General features: G+C 67.7%; 16 protein-coding genes and 1 pseudogene. 9 read left to right on the top strand and 8 right to left on the bottom strand.

All coding sequences use genetic code 11. The features are described 5' to 3' along the window. Nucleotide 1 precedes the first annotated feature (1 nt). Together LFT45_RS20960 and LFT45_RS20955 are read right to left on the bottom strand one after the other, a co-directional pair. Nucleotides 2-1,099 (bottom strand): EAL domain-containing protein, encoded by a 1,098-nt coding sequence (locus LFT45_RS20960; RefSeq protein WP_236805602.1) that lies wholly within the window; start codon nucleotides 1,097-1,099, stop codon nucleotides 2-4. Nucleotides 1,100-1,266: 167 nt separating this feature from the next. Beyond that, the gene (locus LFT45_RS20955) at nucleotides 1,267-2,199 is read right to left on the bottom strand and encodes an aminodeoxychorismate lyase (RefSeq protein WP_236805600.1); all 933 of its coding nucleotides are present in this window, start codon (nucleotides 2,197-2,199) and stop codon (nucleotides 1,267-1,269) included. Between the two features lie 96 nt (nucleotides 2,200-2,295). Here LFT45_RS20955 and cls point away from each other — a divergent pair, with 96 nt between their 5' ends. Beyond that, nucleotides 2,296-3,768, top strand: a complete 1,473-nt coding sequence (gene cls / locus LFT45_RS20950) for a cardiolipin synthase (RefSeq protein ID WP_236809462.1) — start codon at nucleotides 2,296-2,298, stop codon at nucleotides 3,766-3,768. A 3-nt stretch (nucleotides 3,769-3,771) separates the two neighbouring features. Here the strand turns inward: cls and pabB are convergent, their stop codons facing one another. The 5 genes and pseudogenes from pabB to LFT45_RS20925 form a co-directional block, all read right to left on the bottom strand. Continuing rightward, complete coding sequence (pabB, locus tag LFT45_RS20945; RefSeq protein ID WP_236805599.1) at nucleotides 3,772-5,880, bottom strand: aminodeoxychorismate synthase component I; 2,109 nt, start codon at nucleotides 5,878-5,880, stop codon at nucleotides 3,772-3,774. A gap of 146 nt (nucleotides 5,881-6,026) precedes the next feature. Beyond that, nucleotides 6,027-6,542, bottom strand: a pseudogene (locus tag LFT45_RS20940) (low molecular weight protein-tyrosine-phosphatase); the annotation flags it as partial. A gap of 116 nt (nucleotides 6,543-6,658) precedes the next feature. Next, on the bottom strand, nucleotides 6,659-7,282 hold the full coding sequence (locus tag LFT45_RS20935) for a LysE family transporter (RefSeq protein ID WP_236805598.1): 624 nt from the start codon (nucleotides 7,280-7,282) through the stop codon (nucleotides 6,659-6,661). A 63-nt stretch (nucleotides 7,283-7,345) separates the two neighbouring features. Next, entirely contained in the window at nucleotides 7,346-8,158 is an 813-nt protein-coding gene (locus tag LFT45_RS20930) for a methyltransferase domain-containing protein (RefSeq protein WP_236805596.1), read from the bottom strand. A gap of 51 nt (nucleotides 8,159-8,209) precedes the next feature. Then, nucleotides 8,210-8,722, bottom strand: a complete 513-nt coding sequence (locus LFT45_RS20925; RefSeq protein WP_236805595.1) for a MarR family winged helix-turn-helix transcriptional regulator — start codon at nucleotides 8,720-8,722, stop codon at nucleotides 8,210-8,212. A 170-nt stretch (nucleotides 8,723-8,892) separates the two neighbouring features. On the opposite strand from LFT45_RS20925, the gene LFT45_RS20920 reads away from it, so the two are divergent. Next, nucleotides 8,893-11,073, top strand: coding sequence for an MMPL family transporter (locus LFT45_RS20920; RefSeq protein ID WP_236805593.1), 2,181 nt, complete (start codon nucleotides 8,893-8,895; stop codon nucleotides 11,071-11,073). Here LFT45_RS20920 and LFT45_RS20915 read toward each other — a convergent pair. Then, nucleotides 11,070-12,044, bottom strand: a complete 975-nt coding sequence (locus LFT45_RS20915; protein ID WP_236805592.1) for an NAD-dependent epimerase/dehydratase family protein — start codon at nucleotides 12,042-12,044, stop codon at nucleotides 11,070-11,072. The genes LFT45_RS20920 and LFT45_RS20915 overlap by 4 nt on opposite strands. A 158-nt stretch (nucleotides 12,045-12,202) precedes the next feature. On the opposite strand from LFT45_RS20915, the gene LFT45_RS20910 reads away from it, so the two are divergent. The 7 genes from LFT45_RS20910 to LFT45_RS20880 all read left to right on the top strand — a co-directional run bounded on the left by LFT45_RS20910 (nucleotide 12,203) and on the right by LFT45_RS20880 (nucleotide 20,604). Then, complete coding sequence (locus tag LFT45_RS20910; protein ID WP_236805591.1) at nucleotides 12,203-12,925, top strand: TetR/AcrR family transcriptional regulator; 723 nt, start codon at nucleotides 12,203-12,205, stop codon at nucleotides 12,923-12,925. Between the two features lie 137 nt (nucleotides 12,926-13,062). Further along, the gene (locus LFT45_RS20905; protein WP_236805590.1) at nucleotides 13,063-13,449 is read left to right on the top strand and encodes a hypothetical protein; all 387 of its coding nucleotides are present in this window, start codon (nucleotides 13,063-13,065) and stop codon (nucleotides 13,447-13,449) included. Nucleotides 13,450-13,685: 236 nt separating this feature from the next. Then, a complete protein-coding gene (dnaK, locus tag LFT45_RS20900; protein WP_236805589.1) occupies nucleotides 13,686-15,563 on the top strand; it encodes a molecular chaperone DnaK in 1,878 nt (625 codons plus the stop codon). A 2-nt stretch (nucleotides 15,564-15,565) separates the two neighbouring features. Beyond that, the gene (locus tag LFT45_RS20895; RefSeq protein ID WP_236805586.1) at nucleotides 15,566-16,246 is read left to right on the top strand and encodes a nucleotide exchange factor GrpE; all 681 of its coding nucleotides are present in this window, start codon (nucleotides 15,566-15,568) and stop codon (nucleotides 16,244-16,246) included. Nucleotides 16,247-16,341: 95 nt separating this feature from the next. Beyond that, on the top strand, nucleotides 16,342-17,316 hold the full coding sequence (locus tag LFT45_RS20890; RefSeq protein ID WP_236805584.1) for a DnaJ C-terminal domain-containing protein: 975 nt from the start codon (nucleotides 16,342-16,344) through the stop codon (nucleotides 17,314-17,316). Nucleotides 17,317-17,331: 15 nt separating this feature from the next. Then, nucleotides 17,332-17,754 carry a heat shock protein transcriptional repressor HspR gene (locus LFT45_RS20885; RefSeq protein WP_272912727.1) on the top strand — a complete coding sequence of 141 codons (423 nt, stop codon included), beginning with the start codon at nucleotides 17,332-17,334 and terminating at the stop codon, nucleotides 17,752-17,754. Nucleotides 17,755-17,895: 141 nt separating this feature from the next. Then, nucleotides 17,896-20,604: a PEP/pyruvate-binding domain-containing protein gene (locus LFT45_RS20880; protein ID WP_236805583.1), complete on the top strand. Its 2,709-nt coding sequence runs from the start codon at nucleotides 17,896-17,898 to the stop codon at nucleotides 20,602-20,604. Nucleotides 20,605-20,634 lie beyond the last annotated feature (30 nt).

Raw genomic sequence — 20,634 nt, 5'->3', positions numbered from 1 at the left:
CTCAGGAGGCAGGGCCGCTGGCGGCCGTCTCGCTCTCCGAACGGATCCAGGCATTCCAGTCCAGCGGGTGGACGGAGGGCCGGCCCAGCAGGTAGCCCTGCGCAGCCGTCATGCCAAGTTCGGTCACGGCCTCAAGTTCCTCGGGAGTCTCGACGCCCTGGGCGCCGATGACGGCGTCAACGTGGCGGGCGAGTTCACCCATGGCGGCGGCCCTCAGGCGCTGGCCCGGGGAGTCCTCGATGCCGGCGATGAAGGTCCGGTCCAGCTTGATGATGTCCGGGTGCAGTTCAATGACCTGGTCCATCGACGTGAAGCCGACCTCTGCGCCGTTCACTGCGATCCGCAGCCCAAGGCGCCGCAGGGGAGCGATGGCGGCCGTCAGCGGCGCGTACTGCTGCGGAAGAACAGGGCCATTAAGGTCGATGACGATCCGGTCCATGGCCAGCTGGGAATGTTCAAGCAACCCCGGGATCCTTGGGTCCGCGCATGTTGCCGGTGTCAGGTTCAGTGCGATGAACATGTGATCCGGCACGGCCTGCGCCGCAGCAAGGGCCCGGTGCAGTGCCGCAAATTCAAGGTCGGTGCCCAGCCCCACGGATTGGGCCTCGTTGAACCAGTGGTCCGCGCTGGCACCATCGTCGGTGACGAACCGGGTCAGGGCCTCGACGCCGATCACGTGCCCCGCGGGAAGCCGGCGGATCGGCTGGAACGCGGTCATCAGCATCTTGTCGGCAAGGATGGCTTCAATCCGGTTCCTGCTGCGCCGGGTGAAGGGCACCGGCTCGGGAGCCGCCAGGTTCTGGGTGGAGACGCCCACCGGGATGGCACTGTTTTCGGCGTTGGCCAGCTCTGTGGTGGCGGTGAGGTGCTCGAGCAGCACGTGTTCGGGATTATCCGGATAGGCTTCGAACAGGGCCCGCAACTGGGCGCGGGGCCATGCGCTGGCCGGATCTGTTTCGGCGAGCAGTTCGGTAATGATCTGCTGGGCTTGCCAGCGCACACTGATTTCCCCCATGTCCCCCGGCAGCGCTGCCTGGGCCCCCCAGCCCGTGGGTAGTGAGTTTGTCAATGCGTGCAGGGAGTTGTCATCCCATGACATCGGCTATTCCTTTATACGTACTCATTCCGGCTGAGCCCGGAACCAGGCCACGTGCTATCACCGCCGCGGGGCGTAGGCAGTGGCCGTGGAAGAAGACTACAACGCAGGGCACCGGCTTGTCCCGCCTTTTTTCGAACGGTGCCTTTTCGTTATATGGGACGCCCGGGTTACTCGATTCCCGCGAACAGTTCGTTCAGTTCCGCGGTCAGTTGCTTGCGGAGTGCGGGCGTGCCGATTTCGCGGCCATCGATGTGATTGACCGGTGCCAGGAGGCGGATGCTGGAAATCAGCCAGACGGCATCGGCGTTGGCCAGGTCCTGGGGCTTCAATGGGCCGTAGCCCAGTTCCCAGCCGGCGGCCTTGGCGGCGGCGAAGAGGGCGCCCTGTGACGTTCCGGGGAGAATGCCGCTGTCCAGCTGCGGTGTGACGAGGCGCTTGACTGTTGTTCCGGCGTCGTTCTTCTCCACGTTCGCCAGCAGCACGGTGGACGTGGGGCCCTCCAGCACGCGGCCGTCCGATGACGTGAAGATGACATCATCCGCCCCTTGCTTATGGGCATGGCGCAGCGCAGCCATGTTCACCGCGTATGACAGGGTCTTGGCGCCGAGCAGCAGCCACGGGGCGCGCTCGGCCGCGTCACTGTCATAGCCGCGGTCAAGGAGGATCACGTCGATTCCCGTCTCGCGCTGGCGGCGTCCGGCCGCGGCCACAGGGGAGACCTGAACCCAGCAGGTGGGGGCGGACGCGCCCTCGACGCCGCGGGTAACAATGAGCTTAACCACGGCCTCGTCCAGCTCCGGGGAGGGCGCCGGGTTGTCGGAGCGGAACGCCGCGACGCCCGTCTCAACTGCCCGGCGCCAGCCGTCCGGCCCCGGAATCTCAAGGTCCAATGCCTGTGCCGAGCGGACCAACCGGTCCAGGTGGGCCTGGATCTTCCGTGTGTGGCCGGCAACGGCGAGCATGGACTCGAACACGCCGTCACCGCGGGTGGCACCCAAATCAGTGGCCATCAGCTGCGGCTTTTCGGGATCGGCAATCCGCCCGTTCTCATAGTCCGGATCCAGGAACACCAGCACGGTGTGGGAGGTACGCGACGTCATGCCTCAAGCTTAGTGCGGCCGGTGCCCGATAGGCTGGCATCACCGCTCCATACGGAATGGCTGCGAGGGTAAGAAATAACGGGGGTTTCAACTGTGTTGTGGCCATTTCCGCTGGCGGAAACACTGCCGGCATGGCTGATCCTGCTGCTCGGCGGCGTGGATCTGGTCATCAGGGTCCTGGCTGTGGGCATTATTCCGGGCAACCGGCGGCCCACTACGGCCATGGCCTGGTTGCTGGGCATCTTCTTCGTGCCGGCCCTGGGACTGATCCTTTTCCTGCTCTTCGGCAACTTCAAGCTGTCGCGCCGCCGCACCGAACAGCAGCAGCTGGTCAACGAGCGGGTTCGTGCCGGCAGCGCGGCGCTTTCCGACGTCGCCAGTGAGTATTCCGGCCCCGAATGGGTCCGGTCCGCGGCCGAACTCAACCGCCGCCTCGGGTCCATCCCGCTGGTGGACGGCAACCACGTGGAGCTGATACCCGGCTACCCGGACTCCATCCGCGCCATGACCGAGGCGGTGCGGAAAGCCAAACGCTTCGTCAACGCCGAGTTCTACATCATGAGCACCGACCACGTCACGGACGACCTCCTCACAGCCCTTGAAGAGGCGGCGGACCGCGGCGTGCAGGTGCGAGTGCTGTTCGACCACATCGGAACCCTGCGTGTGAAGGGGTACAACAAGCTTCTGAAACGGCTCAAAGCGAGCCGCATCCAGTGGCGGCGGATGCTGCCGCTGCTGCCCATCCACGGCCAGTGGCGCCGGCCGGACCTGCGCAACCACCGCAAGATCATGGTGATCGACGGCGAAGTCGCGTTTACGGGATCGCAGAACCTGATCGAGCCCTCCTACAACAACCCCAGGCACCGCAAGGCCGGCCGGGAGTGGATCGAGCTGATGGCCTGCCTGCGGGGCCCGATCGTTCCCACGCTCAATGTTGTCTTCGCCACTGACTGGCTCAGCGAGACCGACGAGTCGCTCGAGGACCAGCTGCAGGTGACTGCCGAGCCGTTGCCGGGCGGCGTCACGGCCCAGGTGGTGCCCAGCGGCCCCGGCTTCACCACCGAGAATAACCTCCGGCTTTTCAACACGCTGATCTACTCGGCGCAGCACCGGGTTTCCGTGTGCAGCCCCTACTTCGTGCCGGACGATTCCCTGCTCTATGCCATCACCACCGCGGCCCAGCGCGGCGTGGACGTTGAATTGTTCGTCTCCGAGAAGGGCGACCAGTTCCTGGTCCACCACGCCCAGCAGTCCTACTACGAGGCGCTGCTGCGGGCCGGCGTTCGGATCTACCTCTACAAGGCGCCGTTCGTGCTCCACGCCAAGCACTTCACCATCGACGACGAGGTGGCGGTCCTGGGCTCAAGCAACATGGACATGCGCTCCTTCTCGCTCAACCTGGAGGTTTCCGTGATGCTGCTGGGGGCAGCCGCCGTCAACAGCATGCGCGCGGTGGAGGACACCTATCGCGACATCTCACACGAGCTCCGGCTCGAGGACTGGATGCGCCGGCCCCTTGCGGCGAGGTACGTGGACAACGTCGCCCGCCTCACGGCCACGGTCCAGTAGGTCTCATTCCGGGAAGGTGGAACCGAGGGTGGAGAGTACGCCGTAGGCCTTGGTGCGGATTTCCTCGTACTCGTCCTGTGCCACAGAATCGGCCGTGATGGCCCCGCCGACGCCGAGGCTGAGGCGGACCTTTTCCCCCGCGGCGTCCTCCTGCACCACCAGGGTGCGGATGGCCACGGCCAGATCCGTGGCCCCGTTCAGCGAAAAGTACCCGATGGCGCCCGAATAGACCCCGCGCGGACCCTCCTCCAACCGGTCCAGGATGGCCATGGTGCTGACCTTCGGTGCACCGGTCATGGAACCGGCCGGGAAGCAGGCGGCCACCGCCTCCGCCCGCGGTGACCCCGGCAGGAGAACGGCGTCGATGGTGCTCACCAGCTGGTGGACCGTGGCGTAGCTTTCGATCTCGCACAGCCGGCTGACTGTGACCGACCCCGGCTGGGCGAAGTGGCTGAGGTCGTTCCGGAGCAGGTCGACGATCATGATGTTCTCCGCCCGGTCCTTGAGGGACGTGGCCAAATCGCGGCGGAGGGCGGCGTCGGTGTCCGGGTCAGCAGCCCGGCGGCGGGTGCCCTTGATCGGCTCGGCGCGCATGCCGCCGTCGGACGCTATCCGCAGGAAGCGCTCCGGCGAGGTGCTGGCCACCGTGACCCCGCCAAAGCGCAGGTAGCTTGCGAACGGCGCCGGGTTCCGCCGGCGCAGGGCAAGGTAGGCCGCCCACGCGTCGAGCGCATGCACCTCCGCTGCGAGGGTGGTGGTGAGGCAGACCTCGTAGGTGTTGCCCTCGGCAATCTGGTGCTGTGCTTCGGCGATCTTCCGCTTGTAGCCCGCCTCACTGTCCCGGCCGGCAAATGCCGGGGCCGTGCCATGGGCCGGCACAGCGGCAGCACCAGCGGCATCTGCGCCGGGAAGTACGACGCCGTTGCTGCCGCCGGCAACAAGGGCGCTAGCCACAGCATCCGTCACCGCCTCGCGGGCTTGGGCGAGCCAGCCGGCGGCGTCCGGCGCGTCGAGGGCGAGCAGCCACACCGTGTTGTCCGTGTGGTCCAGCACCACACCCCGGCCGGCGAAGATCAGCCCAGCATCCGGCGTCTCCGCGGGGACGTCCTGGCCGCCGGTCTCACGCTTCAGCTCATAGCCGAGGTAACCCAGCCAGCCCAGCGCGAAGTCGCACGGGTAGTCTTCCGGGCCGCGCACGGCCTTCCGTCCCCACACCGTCTCCAGCCAGCGGAAGAACGGGCCGGAGACGTTGGCCGTGGCGCACCCGGCGGTGACCTGGGTGACGCCGGAACTGTGCAGGACAGACTGGCCGAACGTGCCGCCGTCGTCCGCCAGAATGCTGAAGCGGCTGCGTTCCGCCGCGGGAGTTTCCCTGCCCGGAGCGGCCGCGTCCGGCCTGCTGGCCGTGCGCAGGGAGGAGTCCAGCCAGACCGCGTTGCCGGACGTTCCGTACAGCGCGCGGAAGAGCGCGGCCGGATCAGGGCTGGCCTCGATGCGCTCGGACAGCAGGCGCAGGCCGCGCCGCGACGAGAGCTCTGGAACCAGGGCTGTGGTGAGTGCCGGGAGGTAAGTGAGCGCCTGCAGGGCGTCCGCGGGGGCGGTGCCGTCCGCGCGGTTGAGGACCCGGACGTGGGCGTGCTGCGGGATGTCGTCCGCGGCCAGGAGCTCCTCCTCCTGGCCGGCCCACTGGTCCCAGAACGGCTCGTACGTGTCGCCGTCGCGTTCCAGTGCACGGGTGCGGCGCTCGCTGTCGGGGGAGTCTGCCCAGATGACGGCATCCAAAAGCGGCCGGGCGGCGGCAGCGGCCGCGCCGACGCCCTCGACAATCACAATCTCGGCGGGCAGCGTGACCCGCGGGTCGCCGTCGTTATGGTTTTTCCAGTCCCACCTGACCCACGACGCCGCTTCGCCGCGGCTTAGGGGCGCCAGCACCGTGGTGATGTAGCGTTCGATGCCGGCGGACAGTCCGTCCCAGCCGGGATAGATGTCCTCCAGGTGGAACAGCGAGACCTTGTGGTGGTTCCGCAGCGTGGCCGCGAGCTCGATGGCCAATGTGGTTTTACCTGCGCCGGACCGCCCGTCAATGGCGATGATCACAGGTGCGGGGGTCATGAAATAGAGCGTACCTGCTGGCTGTCCTGAACCTGGACGTTGTGAAGCGGACTGCTGCCGGCAGGGTAGCCGTGACGCTTGCCGTTGCGTGCCCGGTGCTCATCTATCCGGACCGGGGCCGCCTCATCGTTATCGCCGGCTGCCAGTGCCTCCGGTCCGATTGCATCCTGCACGTAGCGGACGATGCCGGGGACCGCCGCCTGGACCTGGTCCCACACGGCCTCGAAGTCAGCGTGGCCGCCGTACCAGGGGTCCTCGATGCCCTGCTCCAGGGGATCGCCGTCCGCCAGGGCGGGGTCGAAGCTGCGGAGCATGCGGATCCGGGAGAGCGCCTGGTCATCCGGGGCGGAGGCCCGGAGCCAACCGTAGTGGTCCACGTCCAGCGCCAGTATCAGGTGCCGCTCGGTGTACCATTCGGGGCGCCATTCCCGTGCAACGTGCCGGTCCGACAAAAGGTTGTGGGTGGTGAGTTTCCGTGCCGCCCGTGGGTCGATCGGACGTCCGGCCTCGTAGGCGGTGGTGCCTGCGGAATCGACGATCACGAGGTCGCCGAGCCCGGCTTCTGCAAAGGCGGCGCTCAGCATCAGCTCGGCCATGGGCGAGCGGCAGATGTTGCCGGTACAGACGGCGATGACGCGGTATGGGCTCGTCGTTGAGTTCATGGGCTAAGCATGGACGATGCCGGCCCCGCTTGGCTAGTAAGTGAGCTTATTATCGACAAGCCGCGTAAAGTTTGTCGGTTTTGCTGTCACAAAATTGCCATGGAGCCGGCCGAGGCTTAGTGGATGAGCGCCAGCAGCACGCCCACCGCGACGAACAGGACGCCGAAAATCCTGTTCAGCAGGGTTTGGCCGCGAGTGTTGTGGGTAAAGCGCTGGAAGGATTTTGCCGCCGCTGCGAAGAAGAACCACATGACGAGGACGTCGATGAGGACCACGGTTGCTGCAAGCACGGTGTATTGGGGCAGGAGCGGGCTGGCAGGCTGGATGAACTGCGGCATGAAGGCCAGGAAGAACACGATGGCCTTGGGGTTGAGCAGGTTGACCCACAGGCCCCGGCGGAACATGGACCAGGCGGGCTCGTTCCGGAGCGCGGCGACCTTCTCCTGGTCCAGGTCCGGCTTGCGCAGGAACTGCCGGATGCCGAGGTACACCAGGTACGCGGCCCCGGCGTAGCGGATGGCGTTGAAGGCCACGGGGGAGCCTGCAACCAGGACGCCGACGCCCAGGGCCACGACGACAACGTGCAGAATCAGGGCGGCCTGCTGCCCGAGGATGCCCCAGATGGAGCGCTTGAACCCCGCGGTCAGCGAGTTGCTCATGGTGTTGATGGCGCCTGCGCCCGGAGTGAAGCTGATAAGGGCGCCGGCGCCCGCAAGGGCCAGCCACAGGGAGAATTGCACCCATCAAGTTTAGTCGGTCTGCGGGGGCGGCTGTGCCGCGCCGGGATTTACGCCGAAGTGGGCTCACGCCCGGGCGATCACCTCTCCATTGGGAATGAGGAACCAGCCGTCGTCGGTGGAGCCCCAGCGGTGCCAGCCCGCCGAGATGCGCGTGAGGTCTGCCTCCTGCGCGAAGCCGTACTCGAGCGCCTGCTCCGCGAAGGCCGAATGCAGCACGCGTTCACCCCACACCCGTGCCTGCCAGCGGCGCTGCTGCCCGGTGGCGTAGAGCCAGTTGCTGCTGCTGGGCGCCACGTCCGTGAAGCCGGCGGCCTGTGCCCACGAGACCAGCCGGCGGCCGGCGTCGGGCTCGGCGCCGTTTCTCCGCGCGATCCGCTGGTAGAGCTCCATCCACTCGTCGAGCTCGGGAATGGCGGGATACCAGCTCATGCCGTGGAAATCCGCGTCGCGGACCGCGACGACGCCCCCGGGCCTCGCCACCCGCCGCATTTCCCGCAGCGCCTCCACCGGATCCGTCAGGTGCTGCAGGACCTGGTGGGCGTGGACCACATCGAAGGTGTCGTCCTCGAAGTCAAGGTCGTAGACGTTGCCCGCTACAAACTCCACGTTCCCAACGCCGCGGCTGGCCGCCAGTTCGCGCGCGTGGGTGATCACGTCGGGGGAGCGGTCCAGCCCCGTCACGTTTCCGGGCGCCACCAGAACCGCGAAGTCGCACGTGATGCTGCCGGGCCCGCACCCGACATCGAGTGCTGATACGCCCCGGGTGAGGTGCGGGATGACGAATGCGGCCGAATTCTCCGCCGTCCGCGAGGCGTGGGCCCGGACCACGGACTCGTGGTGGCCGTGAGTGTAGACATCTTCCGGCTGCGTGCTCATAGGGAAACGCTACTCCTTCTCCGCACCCCGGGCAGGTAGCAGGAGAGTGCGTTATGGCGTGCCGGAGGCCTCTCGGCTGGCTTGGGCCGTGGCCGCGATCATGGCGTCCATGAACCGGGTGGCCGTCTCCAGTTCCTGCGCATTGAACCCGGCCATGGCCTGGCCCATGTGGCGGGCAAGGGGCAGGAACATGGCGGAGCCGTCGCGGTACGCCTTCTCCGTCATCCGGAGCTGTACCTGCCGCCGGTCCTGGCCTTCGCGGACGCGGACCAGGTGTCCGGAGCCGCACAGCCGGTCAATCAGCGCCGTTGTGGCCGGGGAGCTGAGGTTCAGCTCCTTCCGCAGGGTTCCCGGAGTTGCGACGTCACCATTCGCTGCGTGCCGCATGATGGCGGCGAGGGCGTTGAGGTCCGTCCTGTGCATGTCGTTCCGGCCGCCCGCGGAGTCGATGTAGCGGTTGGCTTCCAGGGTGAACTCCTGAAGCAGCCGCACCAGCGGGTGCTGCGCGCCCGGGCCGGAGGGGGCCGGCCCGTCGGGCTGCCGCGTGCCAGGCTTCTCGGCCATGTCCACCTCCTCTGCTCGATGTTGCCTTCCGGAGTTTACCGCCCGCGAGCCCGGCCACGAGTCTGGCCGCCAGGGGAAAGTTGCTACATATCTCCATGGTGGAGATAGTTTATGCTGGAACCAATATCGACGACGGCCCGGATGGCTGTCACCGCCAGGAGGTCTTCCCCATGAACCAGCCAGCCCGCACGCCGAGCATCCCGTTCTGGCTTCGGTGGCTCATCCCCCTAGTCCTCGTCGTCGGCTGGGTTGCCATTGCCGGGGTCGGCGGACCCACGTTCGGCAGGCTCGATGAGGTCTCGTCCAATGACCAGGCATCCTTCCTGCCTTCCGGAGCGGAGGCCACCGAGGCCCGCGAGTGGCAGCAAAAGTTCCAGGACTCCGGCGAGGTGCCCGCCGTCGTCGTGATTGAAAGCGGCAGGGCCCTTACCCCTGCCCAGCTGGCAGCGGCCGCCGGCCTGAAAACCAGGCTGGAGGACCTTCGGGTGGGCAGCACGGTGGTGGGCCCGGTGCCGTCTCAGGACCAGAAGGCCGTGCAGTACATCGTGTCCGTTGCGGCCGCGGAGCCGGCGGACGCCGTCGAAGAGTTGCGCAGCGTGATCCGTGCGGACGCTCCGGACGGGACGCAGACGTTCGTCACCGGTCCTGCCGGGCTCGCGGCCGACCTCACGGGGGCCTTCGCCGGCATCGACGGCATCCTGCTGCTCGTGGCGCTGGCCGCGGTGTTTGTCATCCTGCTGGTTGTCTACCGGTCCCTGCTCCTGCCGTTCGCCGTGCTGCTGACCTCGGTGTTCGCGCTGTGTGCCGCCATCCTGCTCGTGTTCGGCATGGCGAAGGCGGGCTGGATCCAGCTCAACGGCCAGAGCCAGGGCATCCTCTCCATCCTGGTGATCGGCGCAGCCACTGACTACGCCCTGCTCTATGTGGCCCGGTTCCGTGAGGCACTCGAGCACACGGCCAACCGCACCGCCGCCGCGCTCACTGCCTGGCGGGCCTCCTTCGCGCCGATCCTGGCATCCGGGGCCACGGTAGCCATCGCCCTGCTGTGCCTGCTCTTTTCCGACCTCAACTCCAACAAGGCGCTCGGCCCGGTGGCCGCCGCGGGCATCGTCTGCTCCCTTGTCGCGGCGCTCACCCTGCTCCCGGCCTTTGCCGCACTCCTTGGTCGCGTCGCGTTCTGGCCGTTCCGGCCCAGGCTGCTGCCCGAAGAGGCGCGTGAGCCCGAACTGACCACCGGGCTGGAAGGGCAGAGGGGGCTCTGGCGGGGCACCGGCACGCTGGTGCGCCGGCGTCCGCGCACCGTGTGGGTGGCCTCTGTGCTCCTGCTGGTCGCGGCCTCGGCTGGGGTCCTGCAGCTCAAGGCCAACGGCGTGCCGCAGACTGCCGTCATCCTCAGCGCCTCCAATGCCGTCGACGGGCAGGACGCGCTGGCGCGCCATTTCGACGCCGGCAGCGGCAGCCCGGTGGTCATCGTGACCGGCCAGGCGAACGCTGGCGAAGTCCTGGAAAAGGTCAAGGCCACCGACGGCGTGGGGGCCGCCTACCCGCTGGCCGAAGGCAGTGTGCCCATCACGGGAGCCCCGGGAGCGCCCGCCAACCCGGCCGTGCGCGACGGCAGGGTGCTCCTCAACGCCACCCTGGACTTCGCCGCCGATTCTGACGCTGCGGAGAGCGCCGTGGCAGCGATGCGGGCCAGTGTAAAAAGCGTGGACGCCGATGCCCTGGTCGGCGGAGTGACCGCCACCGCCCTGGACACCAACACCACAGCCCAGCGGGACCTGGCCACCATCATCCCCGTGGCACTGGCCGTCATTCTGCTCATCCTCATGGTGCTGCTGCGGTCCATTCTCGCGCCCGTCCTCCTCGTCGCCTCGGTGGTCCTCTCCTACGCTGCCGCCATGGGCGTTTCCGCCCTCGTGTTCAACAACATCCTGGGCTTTCCCGGAGCCGACGCCACGGTGCCGCTGTTCGGCTTCGTGTTCCTGGTGGCACTGGGCGTGGACTACAACATCTTCCTGATGAGCCGGGTGCGGGAGGAATCGCTGAAACACACGACCCGCCCCGGGATCCTGCGGGGCCTCGGCGTGACGGGCGGCGTGATCACGTCGGCCGGTGTGGTCCTGGCCGCCACGTTTGCCGCCCTGGGCGTCATTCCCATCATGTTCCTCGTGCAGCTGGCCTTCATCGTGGCCTTCGGGGTACTGCTGGACACCGTTCTTGTGCGCTCGCTCCTGGTTCCGGCCCTGGCCTACGACCTGGGTCCGCGCATCTGGTGGCCGGGCAGACTCGCCCGGCAGGATGCGCAGGAAACAAGCACGGTGGAAGGCCCGGCTGAAGTTGCCGTCCGCTAGCTTCCCGCCGCCCTCCCCGCCGGGGCCCGTCCCGTGCCGGCGGTGAGTTCGGAACGCCACCATTCCACGGTCGCCTTAGCTGCCTCGTGCAGGGGAGTCGGGCGCAAGCCCAGTTCCTCCTCGCTGGCCCTTGAATCCATCACGAACGGCCGCTGGAACTGGTAGAGCATGTCGCCGAGTTCCCGCATGTCAGGCGAGAACAGCCCCGCTGTGCGCAGGACCCAGCCCGGCACGGCCCGGATCTTCGGCAGGGGTGTCCCGGCAGCCGCGGCGAAGGCCTCGGCAATCCGGCGCTGCGTGAGCGGGGGATTGGTGGGCGCGTGCAGCACCCGGTTCCACAGCCCAGGCTTGGCCGCGGCACCGATCATCGCCGCTGCCAGGTCGGGAACGTACGTGAAGGAGTGCGGCTGGTCGGCGCTGCCCACCACCTGCAGCAGCCGCCGGGCCAGCACGGCGGCCACCATGCGCTCGCCGGCATGGGCCATCCGGACGCGCGGGCCGAAGAAGTCCCCCGCCACCACCGACACAGTGCCCGTGGCGCTCGCCTCCCGCGCCCGCAGCAGCGCCGTGCGGACGCCGCGCTTGCCGCCCGTCGCCTCCCGGGGGCTGTGTTCCGTCATCACCTCCTGCGGATTGCTGTAGGAGTAAAGGCTTTCGGGAAATACGACGACGGCGCCCGCCTCGCCTGCCGCCGCCAGGACCGCCTGCTCGGCGGCAGGCAGCTCCCGCTGCCAGGCGGCGGCGCTGTAGGACGAACCGTGGATACAGTGGAAAACCGCCGCCGCGCCCGCGAACGCTTCCCCGAGCAGGTCCGGGTTGGACACGTCAGCCTGCAGTTTCTCGACCAGCGGGTGGTTGGGGCCGCTGCCTGAGCGGGTGAGGACCCGGACCCGCTTGCCCTGCCCCGCCAACTGCTCTGCCACCGTCCAGCCCACGGGGCCGGCGCCGGTGACCACATAAAGATCGGACATTGAAAGTTCTCCTTCTAGCTGCTGCGGGCGGACCCGGTGGGCCAAAGTGTCCGTGTGAGAGCACTGCTCTCGAAGTAAGGATGCGCTTGCCGGCAGTCAAAGTCAAGAGCAGTGCTCTCAATTGTTGACACCGCTCTGATTCATGCCATGCTGGGCTGATGTCAGCCACTTCTCAGACTGCCAGCGGGGGACTCCGCACGCCCCGTGAACGGGCCCGGGCGCAGACCATCTCCGACATCATCCGGCTGGGCCGCCAGCACCTGGCGGAACACGGGGCCGCCGCCCTCTCGCTCCGGGCCGTCGCCCGCGACCTCGGCGTGGTCTCCTCTGCCGTCTACCGGTACGTCGGGAGCCGCGACGAGTTGCTGACCCTCCTGCTCGTAGATGCCTACAACGACCTCGGGGAAGCGGTGGACGCCGCCGTCGGGTCCGTCCCCCCGGAAGATTTCAAGGCACGCTTCGCTGCGCTGGCCCGCGCTGTCCGCGCATGGGCGCTCCGTGAGCCGGCGCGCTACGGACTCCTGTTCGGCAGTCCGGTCCCGGGCTATCAGGCTCCCGCGGAACGGACCACGGCACCCGGCATGCGGGTGGTGATCGGCCTGGTGCGCATCCTGGATGGGGCGCACCGCGCCGGCCGGCTTGCCGGGCGCGGGAATGTTGCGGTGCCCGCACCCCTGGCCGCTGACCTCGAGGCGATCAGGCGCGAGCTGGGCGTGGAGGTTCCGGATGCCCTGCTGGCCCGGGGCACCCTCGCTTGGACGTCACTCTTTGGAGCTGTCAGTTTTGAAGTGTTCGGGCAGTATGGCGCCGGCACCTTTTCCGCGCCCGATGACTTGTTCGAGCACCACATAGCCGTACTGGCGGATCTCGCCGGGCTGTAGCCAGGCCGCGTTGTCGCTGCCGGCACGACGCGCAGGGCGCGGCCGCTCCGGCCCCTGTTGCTGCCTGCGCCAGCTGAGTAGACTGCCACTGCGCCCGGACCAGGCGCGCCCAGTCCTTTCGAAGGAGTGATCAACCGATGACCGAAAACAGTGAGACCGGCGCCGCGGGAAAGGCCCACACCGGTTCCAAGAATCCGGCGCTCGAGGGGGACAGCGGCCAGTACGTTGAGGGTGACTACGGTGATGCCGGCATTGCGGGGGAGAAAGCAGCCACCGAACCCCAGGGCGAATATCCGGTGGGTGATTACGGTGATGCGGGTGCGGTCGGAGCCCCCGCTGAGCGGGACGAAGGCGAGTACCCGGAGGGTGATTACGGCCGGGCCGGAGCTGTGGGCCAGGAGCTGCCCGGGGATGAGGAGGGCGAGTACCCGGAGGGCGACTACGGTGCTGCCGGAGCCGCCCCGGAAAAGGGGGCTGCGGAAGAACTGAAGAAGGGCGACGGCGGCACCTCCTCCGAAGGCTAGGCACACGTTCACGCTGGGCGAAATCAACCACTCCCAGCTCGACGAGCCCCCGGTTATCCGCGGAATTCCGCCGGGTACCGGGGGTTTCGCGCGTCCGGAGAGTGTTGCGCCGGAGCGAAGTTGAGCGAACCTGACTCAAGTTTGGATTGACTTAAATTCCGTGCTGGGTAAAGTTGAGTGCAGATCGCTCAAGGAAGTGGGCGAGCCCAGTTTCCACGGAAAGAAGGAAGCAACACATGTCACGTGCAGTAGGTATCGACCTCGGAACCACCAACTCCGTCGTCTCCGTTCTCGAAGGTGGCGAGCCCACCGTTATTGCCAACGCCGAGGGTGGCCGCACCACGCCGTCGGTCGTTGCGTTCTCCAAGTCCGGCGAAGTCCTGGTTGGTGAAATCGCCAAGCGCCAGGCGGTCAACAACATCGACCGCACCATCGCCTCCGTCAAGCGCCACATGGGCACCGACTGGTCCGTCGCCATCGACGACAAGAAGTACACGGCCCAGGAAATCTCCGCCCGTGTCCTCATGAAGCTGAAGAACGACGCCGAGTCCTACCTTGGCGAAAAGGTCACCGACGCTGTGATCACCGTTCCCGCCTACTTCAACGACGCCGAGCGCCAGGCCACCAAGGAAGCCGGCGAGATCGCCGGCCTGAACGTCCTCCGCATTGTCAACGAGCCCACCGCGGCCGCACTGGCCTACGGCCTGGACAAGGGCAAGGAAGACGAACTCATCCTGGTCTTCGACCTCGGTGGCGGAACGTTCGACGTCTCCCTGCTCGAAGTCGGCAAGGACGAGGACGACTTCTCCACCATCCAGGTGCGCGCCACCGCCGGTGACAACCGCCTCGGCGGCGACGACTGGGACAACCGCGTCGTCGATTACCTGCTGAACCAGCTGAAGGTCAAGGGCATCGACCTCTCCAAGGACAAGATCGCCCTGCAGCGCCTCCGCGAAGCCGCCGAGCAGGCGAAGAAGGAACTTTCCTCCTCCTCCAGCACCAACGTCTCGCTGCAGTACCTCTCCGTCACCCCGGACGGCCCGGTCCACCTGGACGAGCAGCTGACCCGCGCCAAGTTCCAGGACCTCACCAAGGACCTGCTCGAGCGCACCAAGAAGCCGTTCCACGACGTCATCAAGGAAGCCGGCATCAAGCTGTCCGAGATCGACCACATCGTGCTCGTCGGCGGTTCCACCCGCATGCCCGCCGTTTCCGAGCTGGTCAAGGAACTGGCCGGCGGCAAGGAGCCCAACAAGGGCGTCAACCCGGATGAGGTCGTCGCCGTGGGCGCCGCACTGCAGGCCGGCGTGCTGAAGGGCGAGCGCAAGGACGTCCTCCTGATCGACGTCACCCCGCTGTCCCTCGGCATCGAAACCAAGGGCGGCGTCATGACGCACCTGATCGAGCGCAACACGGCCATCCCCACCAAGCGGTCCGAGACCTTCACCACGGCTGACGACAACCAGCCGTCCGTGGCCATCCAGGTCTTCCAGGGTGAGCGTGAGTTCACCCGCGACAACAAGCCGCTGGGCACGTTCGAGCTGACCGGCATCGCACCGGCTCCGCGCGGCGTCCCTCAGGTCGAGGTCACCTTCGATATCGACGCCAACGGCATCGTTCACGTTTCGGCGAAGGACAAGGGCACCGGCAAGGAACAGTCCATGACCATCACCGGCGGCACGGCGCTCTCCAAGGAAGACATTGACCGCATGGTCAAGGACGCCGAGGAGCACGCAGCCGAGGACAAGGCCCGCCGCGAGGCCACCGACACCCGCAACACCGCAGAGCAGCTCGCCTACTCCGTGGACAAGCTGATCGCCGACAACAGCGACAAGCTGCCGGAAGAGGTCAAGACCGAGGTCCAGGCCGACGTCGACGCCCTCAAGAAGGCCCTCGAGGGGACCGATGACGCCGCCGTCAAGACCGCGTTTGAGAAGCTGCAGGCTTCCCAGACCAAGCTTGGCGAGGCCATCTACGCCCAGGCAGGTTCCCCGGACGGCGCCACCGGTGCTGCCGGTGCCGAAGGTGCCGCTGGTGGTGCCGCAGGCGGCGACGGCAAGGCTGACGAGGATATCGTCGACGCCGAGATCGTCGACGAAGAAGAGAAGAAGTAACCATGCCGCATCACGGTAACGAAGAAGAGCACAACTCTTCCCGAGACCAGAGCAGCAGCAACCGCGACGAGCCGGTCATCCGGGACCACCGCAAGGTGGACCCGGTGACCGGGGAGGCCCGGCACCCGGAGGGCGGGCAGTCCTCGGACACCAGCCCGGCGGATTCCGACGGCGACGCCCTCGCCCAGGCTGAGGAAATCCTCAACCAGGTCGAGGTTCCCGCCGAGGAGTCCGTGGCGCAGGGGGTTTCGACGGGCTCAACCACCGGCGCCGAGGCGGCGGAGCTGAAGAACGACCTGCTCCGCCTGCAGGCCGAGTACGTCAACTACCGCAAGCGGGTTGAACGCGACCGTGCCGTGGCAGGGGAGATGGCCGTCGTCGGCGTCCTGAACTCCCTGCTGCCGGTGCTGGACGACGTCGACGCTGCCCGCCAGCACGGTGACCTCGCGGACGGCCCGTTCGCCGCGATCGCCACCAAGCTGGAGAACGCGCTGAAGACGTACGGCCTGACCCGCATCGATGAGACCGGCGTGGAGTTCGATCCGACCATCCACGAGGCCCTCATCCAGCAGCCCGGCGATGACATCGAGGTTGACACCGTCAGCCAGGTGCTCCGCTCCGGCTACAAGTCAGGCGAGCGGGTCCTCCGGGCAGCCCAGGTCATCGTCGCAGTTCCCGCGTAGCATTACCCCCATCGAGATGGCAGTTCGCAGCAGTGTTGGGCAACCACATTGCTGTGAACTGCCATTTCGACACAGATTTTTGAAAGGAAACGCCATTGGCTAGCCAGGACTGGGTGGACAAGGACTTCTACAAGATCCTTGGTGTTGCCAAGGACGCTTCCGACGCTGACATTAAGAAGGCTTACCGGAAGCTCGCTCGGCAGTACCACCCTGATACGAACTCCGGGGATAGTGCTGCGGAGAAGAAGTTCAAGGACATCTCCGAGGCGTACTCCGTGCTGTCGGATCCTGATGAGCGGCAGCAGTATGACGCCATCCGGGCCATGGGCGGCGGTGCGCGCTTTGCCCCGCACGGTGCGGGCAGCACGGCGAACGGCGGCTTCGAGGACCTTTTCGGCGGCCTGTTCACCGGCGGCGGCCGCCAGCCCGGCGGGTTCAGCACCGCTGGCGGCGTCCCGCCCGAGTTCGCCGACCTGTTTGGCGGCGGCTTCGGGGGCGGCCCGGCCGGCTACCAGCGCGCCCCGCAGAAGGGCGCCGACCGGACGGCCAGCACCAGCATCTCCTTCGCCGGGTCCATCCGCGGCACCACCATCGGGCTGCGTGAACCGGACGGCGAGGTCATTGACGTCCGGGTGCCCGCGGGCATCAAGGACGGCCAGAAGGTGCGCGTCCGCGGCAAGGGCCAGTACGGCCCTGCGGGCAACGGTGACCTGCTGGTCACGGTCAACGTCAAGGCCCATGACTTTTACACCCGCGACGGCGACAACCTCCGGATCCACGTGCCCGTCAGCTTCCCCGAGGCTGCTTTGGGTGCCGACATCGAGGTTCCCACGATCGACGGCGAACATGTCCGGGTCCGCGTTCCCGCCGGTACTCCGTCGGGGCGCACGCTCCGGGTGAAGGGCCGCGGCGTAAAGACGTCGAAGGCTACCGGTGACCTGCTGGTGACCATCGACGTCGCCGTACCGCAAAACCTAAGCAAGGAAGCGGAGGAGGCCGTGAAAGCATTTGCGGCAGCCACTACCGGCGCGGACGTCCGCCAGGGCCTGGCAGCCAAAGCCCGGCTTTAGCGACGGGTGCCGGCCGTGGACATCAACTTCGATCAGCCGATCTTCGTCATCTCGGTGGCCGCCGAGCTCGCCGAGATGCACCCGCAGACACTCCGCCAGTACGACCGGCTGGGCATCGTCTCGCCCAGCCGGGCGCCGGGCAAGTCCCGCCGCTACTCCCAGCGGGACGTGAACCGGCTCCGTGAAGTGCAGCGGCTGTCCCACGAGGGCGTCTCGCTCGAGGGGATCAAACGCATCCTGGAACTCGAAAACCAGGTTGCCGCCCTGCAGCACCGGGTGGCCGAACTGACCAACGAACTGGCCCGCCGTCGTCAGCCGCTGGAATCCCGGATCTTCGCCGCCGGCACCGCCGGCGACGTGGTGAGCCTGGCGCGCGGCCAGCGCCCCCGGCCCCGTTCCCAGGCCGTGGTGGTGTGGCGCCCGCGGGGCGACGTCTAGCCGGCTCCCCCGGCAGCCATTCCCGGTGGCCCGCCCCATTGCCAGAATCACGTGCAGTGCCAAAATAGGGTGCAGCGCTAGAACGGGCTCCCCAGCCGCAATGCCGCGGTCCCGGCTCCCGGGCAGAAGGGACGCAGGGTCATGACCTACATCAAGGACTTTGACCAGCTGGGACGCAGCGATGTGGACGAGGCAGGCGGCAAGGGCGCCAACCTCGGCGAGCTGGCCCGGGCCGGTTTTCCGGTGCCGCCGGGTTTTGTGCTCACCACGCCGGCCTACCAGGACTTCGTCAACGCCAACGGGATAGCCGGCCGCATTCTCGAGCTCGCCGCGCTTCCCGCCGGAGCTTCGAACGACGACCACGAGGCCGCCGCGCGGCAGATCCGCTCCCTGTTCGCCGAGAGCACCATGCCCGAGGAGATCGGCGCCGAACTCCGCGCTGCATACGCCCGGCTGAGCCACCAGGCGTTGGACCTGGGCGAAGAGGACGGTGCACAGTCCAGCGGCGACTACGCCGCGCGGGTGGCGGTGCGCTCCTCGGCCACCGCGGAGGACCTCGCCTCGGCCAGCTTCGCCGGCCAGCAGGACACGTACCTGAACGTCGCCGGGCCGGACGCCGTCGCCGCCGCCGTCATCAACTGCTGGGCGTCGCTGTGGAACGCCCGCGCCATGGCCTACCGCGCACGGAACGGCTTTGATCCGTCCGCGGTGCGCCTCGCGGTGGTGATCCAGGAGATGGTCGACGCCGGGGCCGCCGGCGTGCTGTTCACCGCCAACCCCGCCACCGGCCGCCGCGACGAGATAGTGATCAGTGCCGCCTGGGGACTGGGTGAGTCCGTGGTCAGCGGGGCCGTCACCACGGACGACGTCATAGTGGATGCCGCGACGGGCCGGGTAGGGCGGCGCCGGACGGCGGACAAGACTGTCATGACGGTCTACGACGGAACAGGCACCAGGGAGCAGCCGGTGCCCGAAGATAAACGCCGGGCGCCCGTGCTCGACGACGACGCGGCGGCCGCGCTGGCCCGGCAGGGAACGGCCATTGCGCAGCACTTCGGAGTGCCCCAGGACATCGAATGGGCGCAGGCGGCAGGGGACTTTTTCATCCTGCAGGCCCGTCCCATCACCGCGCTTCCGGAGCCCTCGGCCGATGCCCCGACGGAGTGGCCGCTGCCCTATCCGAACGGGATGTACTTCCGGGCCAGCATCGTAGAGCAGCTGCCGGACCCGTTGTCGCCCCTGTTCGCCGACCTCATCGACGGCGCTGTGGTGCGGTCCCTGAACGCCCTGCTCAACGAGGCATTCGGCAAGAGCGTGGTGCGGCCCGGGGACGTCTCGCTGCCCACGGTCAACGGTTACGCGTACTACTACTACAACAATGCCGGGATGCGGCGGGTCATGGGCAAATCGCTCACGGCGATGTGGGCGCTGGCCCAGGGCAAGGCCAACATGGGCATCAAGGGATGGCGCGACCACTCGCACCCGAAGTACCGCGGGCTCGTGAAGTATTGGGCGGCCAAACCGCCGTCGGACCGTTCTCCTTCCGAACTGCTGGAAGGCATTTCCGCGCTGCTGGACGCCGGAGCTGCCTATTACACCGCCGTGCAGTCCATCATCCCGATCGCCGCAACCAGCGAGATCATGTTCCGGAGCTACTACGACAAGCTCGTCCGGCGGCCCGGCGACCCGTCCGCGGAGGTCTTCCTGATCGGTTATGACAGCGAACCCATCCGCGCGGAGAAATCACTGTATGACCTGGCGGTGTGGACCCGCGAAAGGCCGCAGCTTGCCTCGGCCATCACGGAGGGACCGGCGGCCGGCATTGCCGAAGCTCTCCGCAGCGGTACGCCCCCGGCGGGTGTGGACGGGGTTGCGGGGGTGGATCAGGGCCAGTGGGACGAATGGCGTTCCCGCCTCCAGCGGCACTTGGACCGCTACGGGCACGCCGTCTACAACCTTGACTTCGTGAACCCTGTGCCGGCCGACGACCCCTCCGCCCTGCTCGAGACCCTGAGGTACTTCGTGCGGGGGCAGGGGAAGGATCCGCATGAGCGCCAGCAGCGGTCTGCCGACCGGCGGGAGGAGCACGGCCGGTTGATCAGCGCCAGGCTGGGGCCGCGCCGCCGCGCCGTCTTCCGCAGGCTACTGCGCTGGGCGCAGAAGGCGGCGCCCGTCCGTGAGGACGCACTGGCCGACGTCGGACTGGCCTGGCCGCTGATGCGCCGGATGCTGCTGGAGCTGGGGGAGCGGCTTACCGCCTCGGGCTTCATCGCCGCACCGTCCGACATCTTCTGGCTACGCCTCGACGAACTCCGCAACGCCGTCGACTTCGGCCTGGCTACGCCCGGCGCGGCGATCACCGGCACGGACGGGCCCGTGCGGGCAGAGGCCGTTGAGCAGCGCAAGATGCTGTGGCGGGGCCAGCGGAAAGCCGCGGCCCCGCAGCTGCTGCCCGAAAGCCGCTGGATGGAACGCGCGTTTGGCAGCATGATGCCCGCGCGGACCCAGCAACAGGCGGGCGACGTCATCACCGGTGTCGGCGCCAGCTCCGGACACGTAAGCGCACCGGCACGGCTGCTGCACGGCCCCGACGACTTCGCCAGCATGCAGCCGGGCGAGGTACTGGTGGCACGCATGACCACCCCAGCCTGGACGCCGCTGTTTGCGATGGCGTCCGGCGTTGTCACGGACGTTGGCGGCCCGCTGAGCCACAGCTCGATCGTCGCCCGGGAGTACGGCATCCCCGCCGTCCTGGGAACGGGCGTGGCCACCCAGCGCGTGACCAGTGGACAGCAGGTAAAGGTCGACGGCGACGCCGGCACCGTCACGCTCGACGGTTCCGGCAACTGACCCCAACTGGGTAGCAGCACAGGGCGTTCT

It is taken from the genome of Arthrobacter sp. FW305-BF8 (assembly GCF_021789315.1).
GTDB lineage: Bacteria > Actinomycetota > Actinomycetes > Actinomycetales > Micrococcaceae > Arthrobacter.
Note: the sequence above shows the minus strand (reverse complement) of the source record. Positions and strands in the feature narration are given on the sequence as shown.